This window comes from Pantoea sp. LS15, from assembly GCF_012241585.1.
Classification (GTDB): Bacteria; Pseudomonadota; Gammaproteobacteria; order Enterobacterales; family Enterobacteriaceae; genus Enterobacter.
Map to the genome: position 1 here is coordinate 197,422 of NZ_JAAVXA010000001.1, position 17,364 is coordinate 214,785.

Sequence of the window (17,364 nt, forward strand, 5' to 3'; positions counted from 1 at the left end):
TACTATTCGCGCCAGAGGATATGGCACAGTTTGTGGTCTTTCTCGCGGCACAGCAGGATGCGGGCGAAGATGTCGTTTATTTCGCCGCCATCTTCATCAGCCAGCCCAATCACCACTTCGGCAAAGAAGTCAGGATTAAGGTCGAAATCCACATGCTCAGCCCAGTCTTCTGAAGGGTCGAACAATTCGGCACCGCCACGCTCTTCGAACTGCAGATTAAAGAGGATCACGTCTGCGGGATCGAGGTTATCAACCGCCAGTTCGAGAAAAATGTCATAGGCCTGCTCGAGCGTTTCGTCTTCGGTCAGGCGATTGTTCAGATCCATTTCCATGATGACTACCTGTTTAACATCGTTGGGCACGTTTTACAGCAACGGACTAAAGAAGTAAAACAGTCGTTCGGCAATTCTCTGCCACAGCGGACGTTTTACCCACAGTCTGGCATCCAGCAGCCGCGAGCGGGAGATATAATCATCCTGCACCGCCGCCAGGTCACCGCCAAAACCGGCGTCATCAATCACCAGTGTGATTTCAAAATTGAGCCACAGACTCCGCATATCCAGGTTGACTGTGCCCACCAGGCTTAATTCACCGTCAACGAGGACACTCTTGGTGTGGAGCAATCCGCCTTCAAACTGGTAAATTTTCACGCCTGCGGCCAACAGTTCGCTAAAGAATGCACGGCTGGCCCAGCCCACCAGCAGTGAGTCATTTTTGCGTGGCAAAATGATACTCACGTCGACACCGCGTTGCGCCGCAGTACAGATTGCGTGCAGCAGGTCATCGCTGGGGACAAAGTAAGGCGTGGTCATGATCAGGTATTCACGGGCAGAGTAGGTTGCTGTCAGAAGCGCCTGATGAATCAAATCTTCAGGGAAACCAGGCCCGGATGCAATCGTATGAATGGTGTGACCACTGGCCTCTTCAAACGGCATAATATTGCCGTCTGGTGGTGGTGGCAGAATACGTTTACCGGTTTCAATCTCCCAGTCGCATGAGTAAACGATACCCATAGAGGTGGCAATCGGCCCCTCCATTCTCGCCATCAAATCAACCCATTGCCCAACCCCTGAATCCTGTTTAAAGAAGCGAGGGTCAACCATATTCATACTGCCGGTGTAAGCAATATAGTTATCGATCATGATCATCTTACGGTGCTGGCGGAGATCCATCCGGCGCAAAAACACACGCAGGAGGTTAACCTTCAGCGCCTCAACCACCTCGATACCGGCATTACGCATCATGCCCGCCCAGGGGCTGCGGAAAAATGCCACACTGCCTGCAGAGTCCAGCATCAGACGGCAGTGAATGCCCCGACGAGCAGCGGCCATCAGGGATTCAGCAACCTGGTCGGCCATACCACCGGGCTGCCAGATGTAAAACACCATCTCAATGTTATGGCGAGCCAGTTGAATATCGCGGATCAACGCCTGCATGACATCGTCAGAAGTGGTCAGCAACTGGAGCTGATTGCCTTTGACACCGCCAATCCCCTGACGGCGTTCACACAGCTTAAACAGCGAAGCGGCAACACTGCTGTTCTCCTCGGCAAAAATATGTTTGCAGGCTTTAAGATCGTTAAGCCACTTCGCGGTCGAGGGCCACATGGCGCGGGCACGCTCGGCGCGGCGTTTGCCCAGATGAAGCTCACCGAAAGAGAGATAGGCAATAATTCCTACCAGCGGGAGGATGTAGATTATCAGAAGCCAGGCCATGGCAGAGGGTACGGCTCTGCGCTTCATCAGGATGCGTAATGTCACACCCGCGATTAACAGCCAGTATCCCAAAATGACCAGCCAACTCACCACGGTGTAGAAGGTTGTCATAGGTTAAAAAATCCTTTTGAAAGCGTATTGTTATGAGTGTACGCATCAGGATTCATCTGGCAAATAAAAACGCCAGGTAAAAGCGCTGGTTTGCTGCAAGGTTGGGTTTATAATGGCGTCTCTGTTAGAGAAAGAGTTGTAGACATGAAGCGCAGTAGAACTGAAGTAGGGCGCTGGCGCATGTTGCGACAGGTGAGTCGTCGCAAGGCACGTTGGCTGGAAGCACAATCCCGCCGCAATATGCGTATACACGCCATCAGGAAATGTGGAATGACCCGGCACCGCAACGCGTTGCTGTTCGCAGTCCAGGATATCTGAGAAACATGAGGGCACCGCAAGGTGCCCACTGATTTTATAGCGTCTGATTTTTGGGAATAGCGTTTTTGCAGCGATATTCCCGTTGTTTCTAGCAAAAGGAGGGAGAAGTGTTTGCGGAGTTTGGTGTACTGAATTTCTGGACGTACGTTGTAGGCGCATTTTTTATCGTGCTGGTACCTGGGCCAAATACTCTGTTTGTGCTGAAAACCGGGATTGGTCACGGCGTTAAAAAAGGTTATCTCGCCGCGACGGGTGTATTTATCGGCGATGCGGTACTGATGTTTCTGGCCTGGGCGGGCGTCGCGGCATTAATCCAGACTACACCGGTACTGTTTAACATCGTGCGCTATCTCGGGGCTTTTTATCTGCTCTGGCTGGGGGGCAAAATGCTCTGGTCGGTGGTGAACCGTCAAAAAAACGCTCATGAGAGCGGGCCTGAACCTGCCAGTATGATCATGAAACGTTCGCTGGTGTTAAGCCTGACCAATCCCAAAGCGATTCTGTTTTACGTATCGTTCTTCGTTCAGTTTATTGACGTGAATGCGCAGAGCACCGGCACTTCTTTCCTGATCCTCGCGACGACGCTGGAGTTAATAAGCTTTACGTACATGAGCTTTCTGATCTTCTCTGGCGCGTTTGTTACGCGTTACCTGAAAACCAAAAAGAAACTGGCAAAGCTGGGGAACGGGCTGATAGGGCTGCTGTTTGTAGGGTTTGCGGCAAGGTTAGCTTCGCTACATTGATGTGAAGAAACAGAAAGGCTCCTGAGGGAGCCTTTTTAATGTTTGACAACTTCCCGCTATTTAGTTGTATAGTACAACTAAATAGCGGAGGCAATAACATGCACATCGAACCCCCTCTTGTCAGCGATATCCGTAGCGCCTCACGTTTGATGGTGCGCGAATTAGGTTTTATGGCCTCGACGCTGGCCTCAACGAATTATTCCCCCTCGGCGGTTCATACACTTGTCGAAATTGATTTGCGGAAAGAAATGACCGCAGGCCAACTGGTGCAACTGTTAGGCCTGGAAAAGTCCAGCGTCAGCCGGATGCTGGCACGCCTTATTGCAGCAGGTGAACTTGAAGAAGTCGTTTCCAGTGAAGACGCCAGAACGAAGTATCTACGACTGACGGCAAAAGGGCTGGAAACCGTCAGACAAATTAATACCTACAGTAGCGCTCGGGTGCTCACTGCAATAAAGCCACTGGATCCGTTGCAACAGAAAACAATATCTCAGGGCCTATCACTTTATGCCAGGGCGCTGCTGGCTGGCCGTGAAACACCGGTTGAGGTTCAATCTGACGTGCTGAAAATTGTACCGGGCTATCTGCCTGGCATGATTGGTCGTATCGCTGAGATGCATGCCAGTTATTATTCCCGGGAACATAATTTTGGTCGTTTCTTTGAGGCCAAAGTGGCTTCTGGGGTGGCCGAGTTTAGTGGGCGCCTGGAGAAGCCGTGTAATCAGGTCTGGCTGGCAATATTGAACGATAAAATTGTCGGCTCGGTGGCTATTGATGGTGAAGATTTAGAACCGGGGGAAGCTCACCTTCGCTGGTTTATTCTTGATGATGGTTGTCGCGGATATGGCGTGGGGAAAAAACTTCTGACCGAAGCTATGGGTTTTTGCGATAACGTGGGCTTTTCTGCTGTGCATTTGTGGACATTCAATAAACTATCCGCCGCACGACGTCTGTATGAATCATTTGGTTTCAGATTAGCCAAAGAGTGGGAGGGTGACCAGTGGGGAAGTCTTATAACAGAGCAGCAATTTACCCGGTGTAAAGACGTCTAACATATAAAAGGCTCCCTGCTGGAGCCTTTTTACATCAGAACACTTTCTTATAAGGGCGAACGGTCACCTTCGCATACACACCGGCCGCAACGTATGGGTCCGCGTCTGCCCAGGCGGTCGCCGTTTCCAGAGATTCAAACTCAGCAATAACCGTGGAGCCAGAAAAACCAGCGGCACCCGGGTCATTGCTGTCTACTGCTGGCATTGGGCCTGCGGTCAGTAATCGACCTTCATCCTGCAGCAACTGTAAGCGTGCCAGATGGGCAGGGCGAACAGACAGACGTTTTTCGAGGGAATCCGCGACATCTTCAGAGTAAATCACGTAAAGCACGGTGAAGCTCCTTAACCGTTAAAAGTGTCAGTTACGTTATGTGAAAGGGCAATTGACTGCAATGCAAAGATAAAAACAATGTTAATACCCTGATCTGAATGCGCCTTTTTTGGCCTCTCCTGCGCTTAAATTGCGCCAGAGCAAAGTGTCTTATTGAATATGATTGCTATTTGCATTTAAAATCAGTGTTCGGTTTTTTAACGTTGATGATTATGACTTCGATGACCCTTGATTTACCTCGCCGCTTTCCCTGGCCGACGCTGCTTTCTGTCGTTATTCACGGTGCTGTCGTGGCGGGTTTGCTCTATACCTCGGTTCATCAGGTTATTGAAATGCCCGCACCCGCGCAGCCGATTTCTGTGACGATGGTATCGCCAGCGGATCTCGAACCACCGCAGGCGGCGCCTGCACCGCCACAGCCAGTTGCTGAACCTGAGCCGGAGCCCGAGCCGATTCCGGAGCCGCCGAAGGAAGCACCGGTGGTGATCCACAAACCTAAACCGGAGCCAAAACCTAAGCCGAAGCCAAAACCGGTGAAGAAAGTTGAGGAACGTCCGAAACGCGAAGAGCGTCCGGTTGAACCGCGTGCTACCCAGGCAGTTGAGAATACGGCACCTTCACGTCCGGCAATGAATAACACGGCGACAACCGCTAAACCGACAGTATCGGCACCCGCGGGCCCACGAGCACTGAGCCGTAACGAGCCTCAGTATCCCCCACGTGCTAAGGCATTACGTATTGAAGGGCGCGTAAAGGTAAAATTCGACGTCACTGCGGATGGCCGTGTTGATAATGTGGAAATCTTATCTGCTCAACCTTCTAATATGTTTGAGCGAGAAGTGAAATCAGCGATGCGCAGATGGCGATACGAAGCCGGAAAACCGGGAAATGGGCTGATAGTGAATATTGTTTTCCGCCTGGATGGCGGGGCACAGATGGAATAAGAGAAGCCTCCGTATGGAGGCTTTTTTTCGGTCTATCAGGCTTGTGGAAGTTGACGAGGTTTCCCTTCACTATCCACCGCGACATAAATAAACAGCGCTTCTGTCGCTTTATAACGCTGCCCAATCGGCTCAGAAGAGACCTTCTTCACCCATACCTCGATGTTGATCGAAATGGAGGTGTTGCCGCGTTTTACGCAGCGCGCGTAGCAGCAAACCACATCTCCAACCGCAACAGGGCGCAGGAAGGTCATGCCATCCACTCTCACGGTCACTACGCGCCCGTGGGCAATCTCTTTTGCCAGAATTGCGCCGCCCATATCCATCTGCGACATCAGCCAGCCGCCAAAAATATCGCCATTGGCATTGGTATCAGCGGGCATTGCCAGTGTGCGTAAAACCAGTTCGCCCTGCGGGGCGTTAGTTGTTGTCATTGTATTAACTCGTAACGGAAGACTTCAGGCGGGATGCTACTATGATTTCACAGCGGAGAGAATAGACCAGAACGCCTGTCGTAGACGTTCTGGTCAGTCATTAATCAGTGCTTGTCGTCCTGCGGCATGTGACGATAGATGTATACACCGCTTAACAGCGTGAAGATAAGCGTCAGCGCAGTCAGGCCGAAGACCTTAAAGTTGACCCAGATATTCTGCGGCAGCCAGAAGGCAATATAGATATTGGCGAGGCCGCAGAGAATAAAGAAGACCGCCCAGGCAATATTCAGGCGAGACCATACTTCCTGCGGTAGTGTCAGCTCTTTGCCCAGCATGCGTTGGATCAGTGGTTTTTTCATTACCCATTGGCTGATCAGTAATGCACCTGCAAACAGCGCGTAAATCACAGTGACTTTCCACTTGATGAATTCATCGTTGTGGAAGAAGAGGGTTAGTCCACCAAATACGGCTACCAGGACAAACGTCACCAGTGCCATCTTTTCCACTTTGCGATAGCGAACCCAGCTGTAGATCAGCACAACAGCGGTAGCAATGATCAACGCCGTGGTAGCGGCATAGATGTCGTATAGCTTATAAAAAGCGAAAAAGACGACGAGCGGTAAAAAATCAAGAAACTGCTTCATTCTGTGATTCCATCTTCTGTGTTGAGCCGGGCCGGTAATGCGCCCGACATCAGGGTTACTGACGAATTAACATATACAGGCGGAACAGATAGACCAGCAGTACCGCTGAAATCAGGTTGCTCAGCGTATTCGCCACCACCGCACCTACATTTGGCGTTAATACTGCAAAATTCGGCGCAAACAATAACAAGAGCGTTTTAGCAAGCAGCCAGCCGATCACGGCCGGAGCGACCAGACGCATATTCGCCCATGCAAGTTTGATGCTGCTGCGCATCGCGGTAAAAATCCCCATTTTATCCTGCACAATCATCACAGGGGCAAAAGAGAGCACGATAGCCAGCAACACACCTGGTACCACGACCAGCATAATTCCCATCTGTACCAGCATGGTGGTTAAGAAGATCAGGATAAACAGTTTAGGCAAGACTGGCGCGCTGGCACCAATCGCCCGTAAAGCGCTGACCCGATGGCCCGCCGACACCAACTGAATCATTAGCAGTACGCCGCCCGCCAGCACTGCATTACCAATAAGACCTGAGAAAGTGGATGCAGCGGAAGCCCGCAGCAGAATTTGTTGTTGCTCAGGCGTCATGTTTTGTACCAGTTCAAACAACCCCACGCTGCCTGCAAGATGGTCGCCCTGGCTCAGGCTGGCAATTTGTTCTTCACTTGGTGAGAACGCATGACCAAGCACCACCGTGATAAAGGCGCATAGCAACGCGATCAGTAAAAAAGTAATGAACTGATTGCGGAAAAAGTTTCCCGTGTCACGGTAGACAGACTTCGCCGTGATAGACATGCACTCTCCTTGAGTATTGCAGGTGTTAATTAGCCGGCAATTGTACACCGGATGCACCTGCTGTGGCAGCATCAAGGCTTGTATGGAAAAGCATATCTTTGTAAAGCGGCGGTAATCCATAGCGAGCACGAGCACGATTACAGGCTTCGTTGACCTGCCCATCCTCTCCCGACAAGGCAAACTCCCGGCATGGGCTGGGGCGATCCTCGTAAATAGAACACCGGGTAGACACCCCGGGTTCCCCTTGTAATGCAGCACACCGGCTCTGTTTTTGGTTCGTGCCGCTCATGCAGCGCAGAAAGGGGGTTAACGGCTCAGTGAGATGAGCCGGAACAGTACCGCCGCCATCGCTGGCTTCGGCCCAGTAGAAAGAGACTCGAAAATACGCACAACAGGCTCCGCACGTCATGCACGGGTTAAGGTCACTCATGGCACACCTGCAAAAGAAGAACGCATCAAATCAACTTGTGAGAGGGTTAAATTATCCAGCCGCCGGAGGAAGGGCAAGAGGGGAAAATAGAAAAATTTTGGCACTGTGAAATGTCAAAAATTGACATGGAAACAACTTATTGCTTTTCAATGCTCCACAAAAAATTAACCCAGATCAATGAATGTTAAGTTATTGGTTTTAGTGTGATCTGTAGCAGATCACTTATTACTCATTTGTGAGTATATTCTCACCCGCGATTAAAACCACAACGATGGAGCGGATATGAAAAAATTAGCGGTGGCAGCCCTTGTATTAAGCAGTCTCTCTGGCGGCGCGTATGCGCATGAAGCAGGTGAATTCTTTATTCGTGCCGGTTCGGCGACGGTTCGCCCTACTGAAGGTTCGGATAATGTGCTGGGGATGGGCGGTTTTAACGTCAGTAATAATACCCAGTTAGGTTTAACGTTTACTTATATGGCGACGGAGAACATCGGTGTTGAGCTTCTGGCTGCAACGCCATTCCGTCATCGCGTTGGCCTGGGGCCAACCGGAGATATCGCCACAGTTCACCATTTACCACCAACGCTGATGGCGCAGTGGTACTTTGGCGATGCCAGCAGCAAAGTGCGTCCGTATATTGGCGCCGGTGTGAACTACACAACCTTCTTTGATGAGAAATTTAACGATACCGGTAAAGAGGCGGGTCTGTCAGACCTCAGTCTGAAAGATTCCTGGGGCATGGCCGGGCAGGTAGGTCTTGATTATCTGATTAACCGTGACTGGTTAATTAACGCCTCAGTCTGGTACATGGATATTGATACGGACGTACGCTTTAAAGCAGGCGGTCAACAGCAAAGTATCAGTACTCGCCTGGACCCGTGGGTATTCATGTTCTCCGCAGGTTATCGTTTCTGATTTCATCTCCTGAGACTGGCCAGAAAACGGCCAGTCTTTCTGCAGTATCTCCTCTAACGTACAACCAGCACCGGACATTTGGCGTGGCGCACAACGACTGCCGCATTTGAGCCTAACAGATAGGTCGTAATATCAGGCCGATGAGAGGCAATAATGATCAGGTCTGCGTTGATACTGTCGGCCAGTTTCAGGATCTGATCTTTAGGTGCGCCAGAAATGGCATGTGTCTGAACGCGGTCAGGTGGCAATTTGAACTGCTTAACCATCTCATTGAGTTTCTCCAGCGCTTCTTGCTGTATTTCCGCCAGTTTTGGCATCTCAACGGAATAGGCCAGCCCAAGAGAAGAGTAGTAGGGGAAAGAGGGAACGACCGTCAGAAAATGAACTTTACCGTTACTGATTGCTGCGTTTGCCTGTACATAAGGAATCACCTGTTCGGTCAGTCGACTCTCAGAGATATCGACAGGAACAAGAATCGAATTAAACATGCCACACCTCCTGTTTGTTTTTTATCCACTTAAAGTGTAGTGCTGTTGTAATGACATTCACTGTATTTGCGATCAAAGTGGGATATAAGGCAGATTTTGAGGCGGGAGAGACACCCCTGAAAGGGGCGTCCGTGGCAGCATTATTTCTGAATCAAATAGCGGATGGTTGGCCCGTCCTGCTGGATATCCAACACCGTGTAACCGTGGTTTTTGGCATCCAGCGGAATATTATTGATGGACTGCGGACAGTCACTCACTACTTCCAGAATTTCACCTTTTTTGAGCTGCGGTAACGCTTCAAGTGTGGCAACCGCCGGATAAGGGCAGGGTTCGCCGACCATATCCAGGCGATAATCAGGCACGATCTCTTTCATGCTGCATTCTCCTGCGTTTGGGTTTTAACAGTGGCTCTGCGAAAGAAACGTTTTTCCTGCGCGATAACCAGTATAAAGGCTGCCAGCAGCAGACCATAAGTGACCAGCAGACCACCGAGGGGGCCGAAGGTGTTCAGCAGGTTCACCTTGTCCCAGTTGGTGGCAAGCACAGGGGACAGGTCATCCCAGAAGTAGGCCAGTATTGTCGAGCCGATAACATTTCCCAGACCCACCCACCAGTAATGCACTTGCCCCTCAACAGCGCGGTACATCCAGCCGGTTTCACACCCGCCAGCAAGCACGATCCCAAAGCCAAACAGCAGACCGCCAATCACTGCATTAGGACCCGCCCACATAATTTTCGGTTCGACACCCAACTGGACATAGCTGAAGATGCCGATGGCACTGACCGCCATCCCGGCGATAATCGCTTTCGCCATCATTGTGCGGCCAGTGATCCACATATCGCGAAATGCCGAAGTAAAGCAGATCTGCGCGCGTTCAATGAGAAGGCCGAAACCCACGCCAAACAGCATCGCCAGACCGAGTTTAGGCTGGTTCAGGGCAGTACACAGCGCCCACGCCAGCATGGCGAAAAAGACCAACATACCCAGGCGGAAGCGGCGACGGGCCTGAGAGGGCTTTTGCGTCAGTGGAGAAGCCGCACTCACCTTGACCATTTTGACCGGAATACGGAACAGCGGGAGAAGGGTAAATTTTGCGCCAAAGTAAGAGCCTATGGCCGTGGCGACAGCAAAAAACCAGGCATGCAGTGAAAATTGCGGAATACCAGTAAAGAAGGCAGCAAGGTTACACCCCATCGCCAGGCGTGCGCCGAAGCCAGCAATCATGCCGCCGACAATCGCCTGCAGAATGCGGATTCGGCTTTTTGGTAGCCTCAGCTTGACGTTATTTGCCCACAACGCAGCCGCTAAACATCCGCCGAACATACCCATGATCATCATCCCGTCAATGCGGGTGAGCGGTGTGCCGTCCAGATGAATAAGTTTAAAGTAACCCCACTCTTCGGTATGCACACCAGCGAGTTGCAGCAGTTGCCCACCCCAGCGGGTAAACTCGCCGGTGACGGCCCAGAAGGTGCCGGTAATGCCGAAATAGTAGGTAGAAAGGATCCCCGCCGCGATGACGGCCGGTACAGGTGACCAGAACTTAACCAGGTAAGTCTGTTTGAAGTAGTGCCATGACATGAGTAAGCCTCTGAACTCAGAAGGTTTAAAGCCGAAAAGAGACCAAATCATACGCTTACGAAAAGGATTGAAAAGCCATTCACACCGAAAATATCGATGAGATCAATTTTGGCATAATCCTTTAGAGATAGCGGGAATGTAGGGGAGAAGACCGTCTGGCTGAATCGCCAGACGGTGAAGGGGTCAGGCTTTACGCGTCGCGGCTTTCATCGCCGTAACAAATGCTTTGAGCTCAGCCAGCATCTGCTCAGGTTTGTCCACGTTCTTCTCGATGATTTTGACAATAGCCGAGCCGGAAATCGCCCCTGCCGCTTTTGCTTCAATCGCTGCCGAGACCTGTTCAGGAGATGAGATCCCGAAGCCCTGCAGCGGTGGTGCAGCATGGTACTCCGCCAGCTTTTCCACCAGATGATGCAGCGGCAGTGCGGCTTTGTTTTCCGCACCAGTCACACCCGCACGAGAGAGCAGGTAGGTATACCCGCGACCGTAAGAGGCAATCTGGCGCAGCAGTTCGTCATCAGCATTCGGTGGGCAGATGAAAATCGGGGCCACGTTGTGGCGCATAGCTGCCTGACGGAACGGTGCAGATTCCTCAACCGGCACATCTGCCACCAGTACGGAATCAACACCAACGCGAGCGCACTCGGCATAGAACTCATCGATCCCACGGTTAAACACCAGGTTGGCGTACATCAGCAGGCCAATCGGAATGGTTGGATGCTTTTGGCGGATGGTAGCCAGCATCTCAAAACACTGGGTTGGCGTTACACCCGCTGCAAAGGCGCGCAGCGTCGCATTCTGGATGGTTGGGCCATCCGCCAGCGGGTCAGAGAAGGGGATACCCAGCTCCAGCGCATCGGCACCCGCTTCAATCAGGGCGTCAATAATCTTCAGGGACTGTTCCGGACCCGGGTCGCCCAGGGTAACGAAGGGAACGAACGCGCCTTCCTGGCGTGATTTCAGTTCTGCAAATGCGTTATCGTAGCGTTCCATCAGATTTCCCCTCGTGCTTTCAGAATATCGTGAACGGTGAAGATATCTTTGTCACCGCGACCGGAAAGGTTAACCACTAACAGCTGCTCTTTTTCCGGGTTTTCTTTCATCATTTTCAGCGCGTGTGCCAGTGCGTGAGAAGACTCCAGCGCCGGGATAATCCCTTCACTGCGACACAATGTTTTAAATGCTTCCAGCGCTTCATCATCGGTAATGGAAACATAATCCGCGCGACCAATGCTGTTCAGGTACGCATGCTGTGGGCCAACAGACGGGAAATCCAGGCCTGCTGAGATAGAGTATGACTCTTCAATCTGGCCTTCGTCGGTCTGCATCATCGGGGACTTCATGCCGAAGTAGATCCCAACGCGGCCATGCTTCAGTGGCGCACCATGCTCACCCGTTTCAATTCCATGACCAGCAGGCTCAACGCCAATCAGGCCAACGCGGGTGTCGTCGATGAAATCGGCAAACATGCCGATAGCGTTAGATCCACCGCCGACGCAGGCGATCACCGCATCCGGCAGACGACCCTCTTTTTCAAGGATCTGCGCTTTGGTCTCTTCACCAATCATACGCTGGAATTCACGTACGATAGTCGGGAACGGGTGAGGGCCCGCAGCAGTACCGAGCATATAGTGCGCCGTTTCATAGCTGCCAGACCAGTCGCGCAGCGCTTCGTTACAGGCATCTTTCAGCGTGGCTGAACCACTGTGAACCGGGATCACTTCCGCACCCATCAGACGCATACGGAACACGTTCGGCGACTGACGCTCAACGTCTTTTGCGCCCATATAAATGCGGCATTTCAGACCGAGCAGGGCGCTGGCGAGAGCAGAGGCCACACCGTGTTGACCCGCGCCGGTCTCGGCGATGATTTCGGTTTTACCCATACGTTTGGCGAGCAGCGCCTGACCCAACACCTGGTTAGTTTTGTGTGCGCCGCCGTGCAGCAAATCTTCACGCTTGAGATACAGCGTTGTTTTGGTGCCTTCGGTCAGGTTACGACACTTGGTCAGCGCCGTTGGACGACCAGCATAGTTTTTCAGCAGGTCAGTAAATTCAGCCTGAAATGCCGGATCCTTCTGTGCGCTGACAAACGCCTCTTCCAGCTGGTGCAGAGCGGGCATCAGGATTTGCGGGACGTACATCCCACCGAACTCACCAAAATAAGGGTTTAGTAATGTCGTCATCTTCTCTTCCTTAATATGCACGCAGAGTTTTAAATACCGAGGCCAGCTTGCTGGCATCTTTGATACCCGGTTGCGACTCTACGCCTGAATTGAAATCGAGGCCTGCGCAGCCCGTTTTGGCGGCTTCAACGCAGTTATCCGGGCTTAATCCGCCCGCCAGCAGGACGTTGTCCAGCTTTTCACCATTCAGCAGCGACCAGTCAAAACGCTGACCTGTGCCGCCCTGGCCGTTATCCAGCACGTATTTATCAACATGAGTAAGATTACGCGCTGGCAGGGTGTCGCCTACGCTCTGGGCTTTCCAGATCTGCACCTGCGGTGCCAGCACGGTTCGCAGAGCGTCTATATACGCCTGATCTTCATCACCATGGAGCTGGACTGCGCTCAGGGATAACGCATCGGCTTTTGCTGCCACATCCGTGATATCCGCATTGCGGAAAACGCCGACGAAACTGAGTGGTGCCGCCGCTATCACCTTGCGCGCCTGTTCTACGCTGACAGCACGCGGGGATGAATCGACAAAAATCAGCCCGCCGTAAATCGCCCCCGTGTCATACGCAGCCCGGGCATCCTGTTCGCGGGTCAAACCGCACACTTTGTTTTCACCCAGCAACACCCGGCGCACCGCCGCATTGAGATCGGCATGCTCCATCATGGCGGAGCCAATCAGGAAACCGTTAGCAAAGTGGCTCAACTCACGAACCTGAGCGTAGCTGTTAATGCCGGACTCGCTGATCACTGTTACACCAGAGCCCAGACGCGGCGCGAGCTGGCGGGTGCGGTTGAGGTCGATCGACAGGTCGCGAAGATCGCGGTTGTTAATGCCGACCACTCTGGCTTCCAGCGCAATCGCGCGTTCCAGTTCTTCTTCATTACTGACTTCTGTCAGCACGCCCATGTTCAGGCTGTGCGCCACGGCAGACAGCTGGCGATACTGTTCATCGTCAAGCACCGAGAGCATTAGCAGGCAGGCGTCAGCCTGGTAAAAGCGCGCCAGCCAGATTTGATACGGGTCGATAATAAAGTCTTTGCACAGAATTGGCTGTGGTGCGATGCCGCTAACAATGGGCAGAAAATCAAAGCTGCCCTGGAAATATTTCTCATCCGTCAGCACAGAAATGGCCGACGCATGGTGCTTGTAAATACCAGCGATACGCGCTGGGTCGAAATCGTCACGGATAACCCCTTTAGACGGGGACGCTTTTTTGCACTCAAGGATAAACGCAGTGCGTGCGCCCTGCAGGGCATCATAGAAACGACGGCTGCTTGGGACGACGTCATTCTGGAAACTGGCAAGCGGCTGTTGTTGCTTGCGGGCTTCCACCCAGATGGCCTTATCGGCAACGATTTTCGCTAAAACGGTCTGCATTCTTTACCCTCTTGCCGCAAGTGCGGTAACGCGATCGTAAGCTGCACCAGAGCGCAGTACATCCAGAACTTTTTGAACGTTGGCCTTCAGGTCTTCCTCACCGTGCAAACGCATCAGCATGGCGACGTTGGCAGCAACGGCGGCCTCATGAGCGACCTCTCCCTTACCTTGTAATAAGCGCGTCAGAATGTCACGGTTTTCTTCCGGCGTACCGCCTGCCAGCGCTTCCTGGTGATATGGCGCTAAACCGAAGTCGGCTGCTTCCAGCTGATAACTCAGGATCTCACCGTCGCGCAGTTCGGCTACCAGCGTTGGCGCATGCAGCGACACTTCATCCATTCCTCCACTGTGAACCACGGCGGCACGTTGATATCCCAGAACACGCAGTGTCTCAGCAATCGGCAGCACCAGTTCAGGGCTATAGACACCTATCAGCGCCAGTGGCGGATGAGCCGGGTTGATAAGTGGCCCCAGTACGTTAAACAGCGTACGGGTTTTGAGCTGCTGACGAACTGGCATCGCGTGGCGGAAACCGGTGTGGTATTTCGGTGCAAACAGGAAACAGACACCCAGGTCATCCAGTGCTTCACGGGAACGTTCGGCGTTCATATCAAGATTTATACCGAAAGCTGCCAGCAAATCAGACGAGCCTGAGCGGCTGGAAACGCTGCGGTTACCGTGTTTCGCGACTTTCAAACCACACGCCGCCGCCACGAAGGCGCTGGCCGTGGAGATGTTGATGCTGTTGCTGCCGTCACCGCCGGTGCCAACAATATCCGCAAACTGATAATCCGGGCGCGGGAACGGGGCGGCATTTTCCAGCAGTGCTGTGGCCGCACCGGCAATCTCCTGCGGGCTTTCGCCACGCACTTTCATGCTGACCAGTGCAGCAGCAAGCTGTTCAGGCTTCAGCTCACCGCGAACCACGGCTGAGAAGAGCTGGTGGCTCTCCTGCTGGCTCAGCGTCTGCGCCTGATACAGTTTTTCCAGAATCGGCTGCAGCGTATTGGTTTGCTCCAGCTTCTGTAACGCCCAGTCGAGAGTTTGTTCCAGCAGACGAGCACCGTTAGAGGTCAGAATCGATTCCGGGTGGAACTGCATACCGCAGACGCGGTCCGCATCATGACGCACCGCCATCACCATCCCTTCAAACGAGGCGTTAATGGTCAGTCCGGCTGGAATATTGCTCCCAACCAGCGAGTGGTAGCGCGCCACCGGGAGTGGGTTAGGCAACCCGGTAAACATCGCCTGACCGTCATGTTCGATGCTGGACGCTTTACCGTGCAGAATTTCGCCCGCCTGGCCGACGTAGCCGCCATAGGCTTCCACAATGGCCTGGTGACCAAGACAGATACCGATAATCGGCAGCTTTCCACGCATACGCGTCAGCAGTTCTGGCATACAGCCAGCTTCACTCGGTGCACCGGGTCCTGGAGAGAGCATCAACACCGGGTTTTGCATGGTGGCCAGTCGGTCAATCAGCGTTTGTGCTGGCACGTGGTTGCGGTAGATAACGACGTTATGACCATTCGCACGCAGCTGATCTGCAAGGTTATAAGTAAAGGAGTCGATATTATCGAGCAGCAGAATGTCAGCCATCAGAAAATCTCCTGTGCATGGTGTGCGGTAGCAATGGCGCGAAGTACCGCACGTGCTTTACTGCGTGTTTCGTCAGCTTCAGACTGCGGAACAGAATCAAGAACAATGCCTGCGCCTGCCTGTACGGTGGCAATACCGTCTTCGACATAGGCAGAACGGATTACGATGCAGGTATCGAGATCACCGTGGGCGGTAAAGTAACCCACCGCACCGCCGTAGCTACCGCGACGACGGCCTTCGGCACCGGCAATCAGCTGCATGGCGCGTACTTTTGGTGCACCACTCAGGGTCCCCATGTTCATGCAGGCGCGATAGGCGTGCAGCACGTCGAGGTCGCTGCGCAGTTCACCCACCACGCGGGACACCAGGTGCATCACAAATGAATAACGGTCGACTTTGGTGAGGTCCGCAACGTAACGGCTACCCGGGGTACAAATGCGCGCCAGGTCGTTACGCGCCAGATCGACCAGCATCAAGTGCTCGGAAAGCTCCTTGTGGTCGGTACGCATTTCGAGTTCGATGCGGCTGTCGAGATCACGATCCAGTGAACCATCAGCACGACGACCGCGTGGACGCGTCCCGGCAATGGGGTAGATCTCAATCTGACGGCTGGTGGCATCGTATTTCAGCGAGCTTTCTGGTGACGCGCCAAACAGGGTGAAATCGTTGTCCTGCATAAAGAACATGTATGGACTCGGGTTGCTTTTCTTCAGCACGTCGTAGGCGGCCAGCGGAGACGGGCAGGGCAGAGAGAAGCGACGGGAAGGGACAACCTGGAAAATTTCACCGGCACGAATCGCTTTTTGCATCTGGCGAACAACGGCACCGTACTGATCATCCGTCTGATTGACGTCGCATGTCATCTTCTCCACGCGCTGCACCGGAAGCGCAGGCGGTGCTTCGGTCATTTGCTGCTGCAGCTGGGTGATGCGATGTTCAAGGCGGTTTTTCTCTGCCGCAGACGGCGTGAACAGGCTAGCCTGAATGCGGGTATATTTTTTCTGATGGTCGATCACCAGCAAGGTTTCCGCCAGGTAGAAGCAGTAGTCAGGGCAGCGGTTGCCTTGCTCTGTTTCCGGCAAATCTTCAAAACCCGCGACCAGGTCATACGCAAACAGCCCACCGAAGAACATCGCCTCACGCTCATCTTCCGGTACGGACACCAGATTTTGCAGCAGGCGGAAAGCATCGAAAACGGACAGAGAACAGAGACGTGCGTCTTCGTCCAGCAACTGGCTGACCGGCGGGAAATGCAGAACCCGCATTTCCGGGTGGCGTTCATTTTCAATTCCGGCAGGCAGGGCGGCATCCAGCAGCGGCAGCAGCGACGCCCCATTTTCTGATAGCGCCTTAATGGTGACAGTGTCACCTAAAGCGGTAATGCGCAACGCGCTATCAACCAGCAGCAGGCTCTTGAGATCGTCTTTGCTGTCGATATCCGCAGACTCCAGCAGCAACGTCGCCGGACGGGCACCGCACACCTGGTGAAACAGCGCGGTGGGATTGTGGCGATAGGCCGCCTCGCGGGTTAGCAATTCGAGGTGTGGTTTGGCTGTTTGCATTATGTTGTTCTCATTTATTCTGTTCAAAAAAAAGCCCGCTTAGTAGCGGGCTGGGTATCTGTTTGCATTTCGCAGACGCGTGACACTGCCCGATGATCAGGAAGTGCGCCACCAACCGTGCAGAGTGAAATGTGCTGTCATTTTC

At 53.0% G+C, this 17,364-nt stretch carries 21 protein-coding genes and 1 other annotated feature; of the genes, 5 read left to right on the plus strand and 16 right to left on the minus strand.

The window, feature by feature from the left end:
* Positions 1 to 2: 2 nt before the first annotated feature.
* Both HED65_RS00905 and cls read right to left on the minus strand, forming a co-directional pair.
* A complete protein-coding gene (locus HED65_RS00905) occupies positions 3 to 332 on the minus strand; it encodes an HI1450 family dsDNA-mimic protein (RefSeq protein WP_114977024.1) in 330 nt (109 codons plus the stop codon).
* Positions 333 to 365: 33 nt separating this feature from the next.
* Positions 366 to 1,826 (minus strand): cardiolipin synthase, encoded by a 1,461-nt coding sequence (gene cls / locus HED65_RS00910; protein ID WP_049006868.1) that lies wholly within the window; start codon positions 1,824 to 1,826, stop codon positions 366 to 368.
* Positions 1,827 to 1,970: 144 nt separating this feature from the next.
* On the opposite strand from cls, the gene HED65_RS00915 reads away from it, so the two are divergent.
* The 3 genes from HED65_RS00915 to HED65_RS00925 all read left to right on the plus strand — a co-directional run bounded on the left by HED65_RS00915 (position 1,971) and on the right by HED65_RS00925 (position 3,939).
* Positions 1,971 to 2,144, plus strand: a complete 174-nt coding sequence (locus tag HED65_RS00915) for a YciY family protein (protein ID WP_021240326.1) — start codon at positions 1,971 to 1,973, stop codon at positions 2,142 to 2,144.
* Between the two features lie 107 nt (positions 2,145 to 2,251).
* Positions 2,252 to 2,887, plus strand: a complete 636-nt coding sequence (leuE, locus tag HED65_RS00920; protein WP_032642206.1) for a leucine efflux protein LeuE — start codon at positions 2,252 to 2,254, stop codon at positions 2,885 to 2,887.
* A gap of 98 nt (positions 2,888 to 2,985) precedes the next feature.
* The gene (locus HED65_RS00925; RefSeq protein WP_114977025.1) at positions 2,986 to 3,939 is read left to right on the plus strand and encodes a bifunctional helix-turn-helix transcriptional regulator/GNAT family N-acetyltransferase; all 954 of its coding nucleotides are present in this window, start codon (positions 2,986 to 2,988) and stop codon (positions 3,937 to 3,939) included.
* A 34-nt stretch (positions 3,940 to 3,973) separates the two neighbouring features.
* On the opposite strand, the gene HED65_RS00930 is transcribed toward HED65_RS00925, so the two are convergent.
* Positions 3,974 to 4,270, minus strand: coding sequence for a YciI family protein (locus tag HED65_RS00930; RefSeq protein WP_114977026.1), 297 nt, complete (start codon positions 4,268 to 4,270; stop codon positions 3,974 to 3,976).
* A gap of 221 nt (positions 4,271 to 4,491) precedes the next feature.
* Here HED65_RS00930 and tonB point away from each other — a divergent pair, with 221 nt between their 5' ends.
* A complete protein-coding gene (gene tonB / locus HED65_RS00935) occupies positions 4,492 to 5,214 on the plus strand; it encodes a TonB system transport protein TonB (RefSeq protein WP_114977027.1) in 723 nt (240 codons plus the stop codon).
* 35 nt (positions 5,215 to 5,249) lie between these two features.
* On the opposite strand, the gene yciA is transcribed toward tonB, so the two are convergent.
* The 4 genes from yciA to HED65_RS00955 form a co-directional block, all read right to left on the minus strand.
* Positions 5,250 to 5,645, minus strand: a complete 396-nt coding sequence (gene yciA, locus HED65_RS00940; RefSeq protein ID WP_008502796.1) for an acyl-CoA thioester hydrolase YciA — start codon at positions 5,643 to 5,645, stop codon at positions 5,250 to 5,252.
* A gap of 104 nt (positions 5,646 to 5,749) precedes the next feature.
* Positions 5,750 to 6,289 (minus strand): septation protein A, encoded by a 540-nt coding sequence (locus tag HED65_RS00945; RefSeq protein WP_061097985.1) that lies wholly within the window; start codon positions 6,287 to 6,289, stop codon positions 5,750 to 5,752.
* Between the two features lie 55 nt (positions 6,290 to 6,344).
* A complete protein-coding gene (locus tag HED65_RS00950) occupies positions 6,345 to 7,088 on the minus strand; it encodes a YciC family protein (protein WP_114977028.1) in 744 nt (247 codons plus the stop codon).
* 25 nt (positions 7,089 to 7,113) lie between these two features.
* The gene (locus tag HED65_RS00955) at positions 7,114 to 7,518 is read right to left on the minus strand and encodes a YkgJ family cysteine cluster protein (RefSeq protein ID WP_114977029.1); all 405 of its coding nucleotides are present in this window, start codon (positions 7,516 to 7,518) and stop codon (positions 7,114 to 7,116) included.
* A gap of 282 nt (positions 7,519 to 7,800) precedes the next feature.
* Between HED65_RS00955 and ompW the strand changes: the two genes are divergently transcribed.
* The gene (gene ompW, locus HED65_RS00960; protein ID WP_114977030.1) at positions 7,801 to 8,433 is read left to right on the plus strand and encodes an outer membrane protein OmpW; all 633 of its coding nucleotides are present in this window, start codon (positions 7,801 to 7,803) and stop codon (positions 8,431 to 8,433) included.
* Positions 8,434 to 8,486: 53 nt separating this feature from the next.
* On the opposite strand, the gene uspF is transcribed toward ompW, so the two are convergent.
* From uspF to trpL, 9 genes are all read right to left on the minus strand, one after another.
* Positions 8,487 to 8,921: a universal stress protein UspF gene (gene uspF / locus HED65_RS00965; protein WP_114977031.1), complete on the minus strand. Its 435-nt coding sequence runs from the start codon at positions 8,919 to 8,921 to the stop codon at positions 8,487 to 8,489.
* A gap of 140 nt (positions 8,922 to 9,061) precedes the next feature.
* Positions 9,062 to 9,295: a sulfurtransferase-like selenium metabolism protein YedF gene (yedF, locus tag HED65_RS00970; protein WP_003856774.1), complete on the minus strand. Its 234-nt coding sequence runs from the start codon at positions 9,293 to 9,295 to the stop codon at positions 9,062 to 9,064.
* Positions 9,292 to 10,503: a selenium metabolism membrane protein YedE/FdhT gene (gene yedE, locus HED65_RS00975; RefSeq protein ID WP_114977032.1), complete on the minus strand. Its 1,212-nt coding sequence runs from the start codon at positions 10,501 to 10,503 to the stop codon at positions 9,292 to 9,294. Before yedE ends, yedF begins: the two co-directional genes overlap by 4 nt.
* A 183-nt stretch (positions 10,504 to 10,686) precedes the next feature.
* Positions 10,687 to 11,496 carry a tryptophan synthase subunit alpha gene (trpA, locus tag HED65_RS00980; protein ID WP_114977033.1) on the minus strand — a complete coding sequence of 270 codons (810 nt, stop codon included), beginning with the start codon at positions 11,494 to 11,496 and terminating at the stop codon, positions 10,687 to 10,689.
* Positions 11,496 to 12,689 (minus strand): tryptophan synthase subunit beta, encoded by a 1,194-nt coding sequence (gene trpB, locus HED65_RS00985; protein ID WP_114977034.1) that lies wholly within the window; start codon positions 12,687 to 12,689, stop codon positions 11,496 to 11,498. The genes trpA and trpB overlap by 1 nt, the downstream gene beginning before the upstream one ends.
* Positions 12,690 to 12,699: 10 nt before the next feature.
* On the minus strand, positions 12,700 to 14,058 hold the full coding sequence (gene trpCF, locus HED65_RS00990; protein ID WP_114977035.1) for a bifunctional indole-3-glycerol-phosphate synthase TrpC/phosphoribosylanthranilate isomerase TrpF: 1,359 nt from the start codon (positions 14,056 to 14,058) through the stop codon (positions 12,700 to 12,702).
* A 3-nt stretch (positions 14,059 to 14,061) separates the two neighbouring features.
* Complete coding sequence (gene trpD / locus HED65_RS00995; RefSeq protein ID WP_114977036.1) at positions 14,062 to 15,657, minus strand: bifunctional anthranilate synthase glutamate amidotransferase component TrpG/anthranilate phosphoribosyltransferase TrpD; 1,596 nt, start codon at positions 15,655 to 15,657, stop codon at positions 14,062 to 14,064.
* On the minus strand, positions 15,657 to 17,219 hold the full coding sequence (locus HED65_RS01000; protein WP_114977037.1) for an anthranilate synthase component 1: 1,563 nt from the start codon (positions 17,217 to 17,219) through the stop codon (positions 15,657 to 15,659). The genes trpD and HED65_RS01000 overlap by 1 nt, the downstream gene beginning before the upstream one ends.
* A gap of 25 nt (positions 17,220 to 17,244) precedes the next feature.
* Positions 17,245 to 17,339 (minus strand) — a sequence feature (Trp leader region).
* Positions 17,316 to 17,360: a trp operon leader peptide gene (gene trpL, locus HED65_RS22895; RefSeq protein WP_106993556.1), complete on the minus strand. Its 45-nt coding sequence runs from the start codon at positions 17,358 to 17,360 to the stop codon at positions 17,316 to 17,318. Its footprint overlaps the feature before it by 24 nt.
* Positions 17,361 to 17,364 lie beyond the last annotated feature (4 nt).

Coding starts and splice junctions, on each gene's coding strand:
- yedE (WP_114977032.1), bottom strand. CDS start 10,503: ATGTCATGGCACTACTTCAAACAGACTTACCTGGTTAAGTTCTGGTCA.
- HED65_RS00905 (WP_114977024.1), bottom strand. CDS start 332: ATGGAAATGGATCTGAACAATCGCCTGACCGAAGACGAAACGCTCGAG.
- trpB (WP_114977034.1), bottom strand. CDS start 12,689: ATGACGACATTACTAAACCCTTATTTTGGTGAGTTCGGTGGGATGTAC.
- HED65_RS01000 (WP_114977037.1), bottom strand. CDS start 17,219: ATGCAAACAGCCAAACCACACCTCGAATTGCTAACCCGCGAGGCGGCC.
- yciA (WP_008502796.1), bottom strand. CDS start 5,645: ATGACAACAACTAACGCCCCGCAGGGCGAACTGGTTTTACGCACACTG.
- HED65_RS00955 (WP_114977029.1), bottom strand. CDS start 7,518: ATGAGTGACCTTAACCCGTGCATGACGTGCGGAGCCTGTTGTGCGTAT.
- uspF (WP_114977031.1), bottom strand. CDS start 8,921: ATGTTTAATTCGATTCTTGTTCCTGTCGATATCTCTGAGAGTCGACTG.
- trpA (WP_114977033.1), bottom strand. CDS start 11,496: ATGGAACGCTACGATAACGCATTTGCAGAACTGAAATCACGCCAGGAA.
- HED65_RS00925 (WP_114977025.1), top strand. CDS start 2,986: ATGCACATCGAACCCCCTCTTGTCAGCGATATCCGTAGCGCCTCACGT.
- HED65_RS00945 (WP_061097985.1), bottom strand. CDS start 6,289: ATGAAGCAGTTTCTTGATTTTTTACCGCTCGTCGTCTTTTTCGCTTTT.
- HED65_RS00950 (WP_114977028.1), bottom strand. CDS start 7,088: ATGTCTATCACGGCGAAGTCTGTCTACCGTGACACGGGAAACTTTTTC.
- cls (WP_049006868.1), bottom strand. CDS start 1,826: ATGACAACCTTCTACACCGTGGTGAGTTGGCTGGTCATTTTGGGATAC.
- trpCF (WP_114977035.1), bottom strand. CDS start 14,058: ATGCAGACCGTTTTAGCGAAAATCGTTGCCGATAAGGCCATCTGGGTG.
- ompW (WP_114977030.1), top strand. CDS start 7,801: ATGAAAAAATTAGCGGTGGCAGCCCTTGTATTAAGCAGTCTCTCTGGC.
- HED65_RS00915 (WP_021240326.1), top strand. CDS start 1,971: ATGAAGCGCAGTAGAACTGAAGTAGGGCGCTGGCGCATGTTGCGACAG.
- tonB (WP_114977027.1), top strand. CDS start 4,492: ATGACCCTTGATTTACCTCGCCGCTTTCCCTGGCCGACGCTGCTTTCT.
- trpD (WP_114977036.1), bottom strand. CDS start 15,657: ATGGCTGACATTCTGCTGCTCGATAATATCGACTCCTTTACTTATAAC.
- yedF (WP_003856774.1), bottom strand. CDS start 9,295: ATGAAAGAGATCGTGCCTGATTATCGCCTGGATATGGTCGGCGAACCC.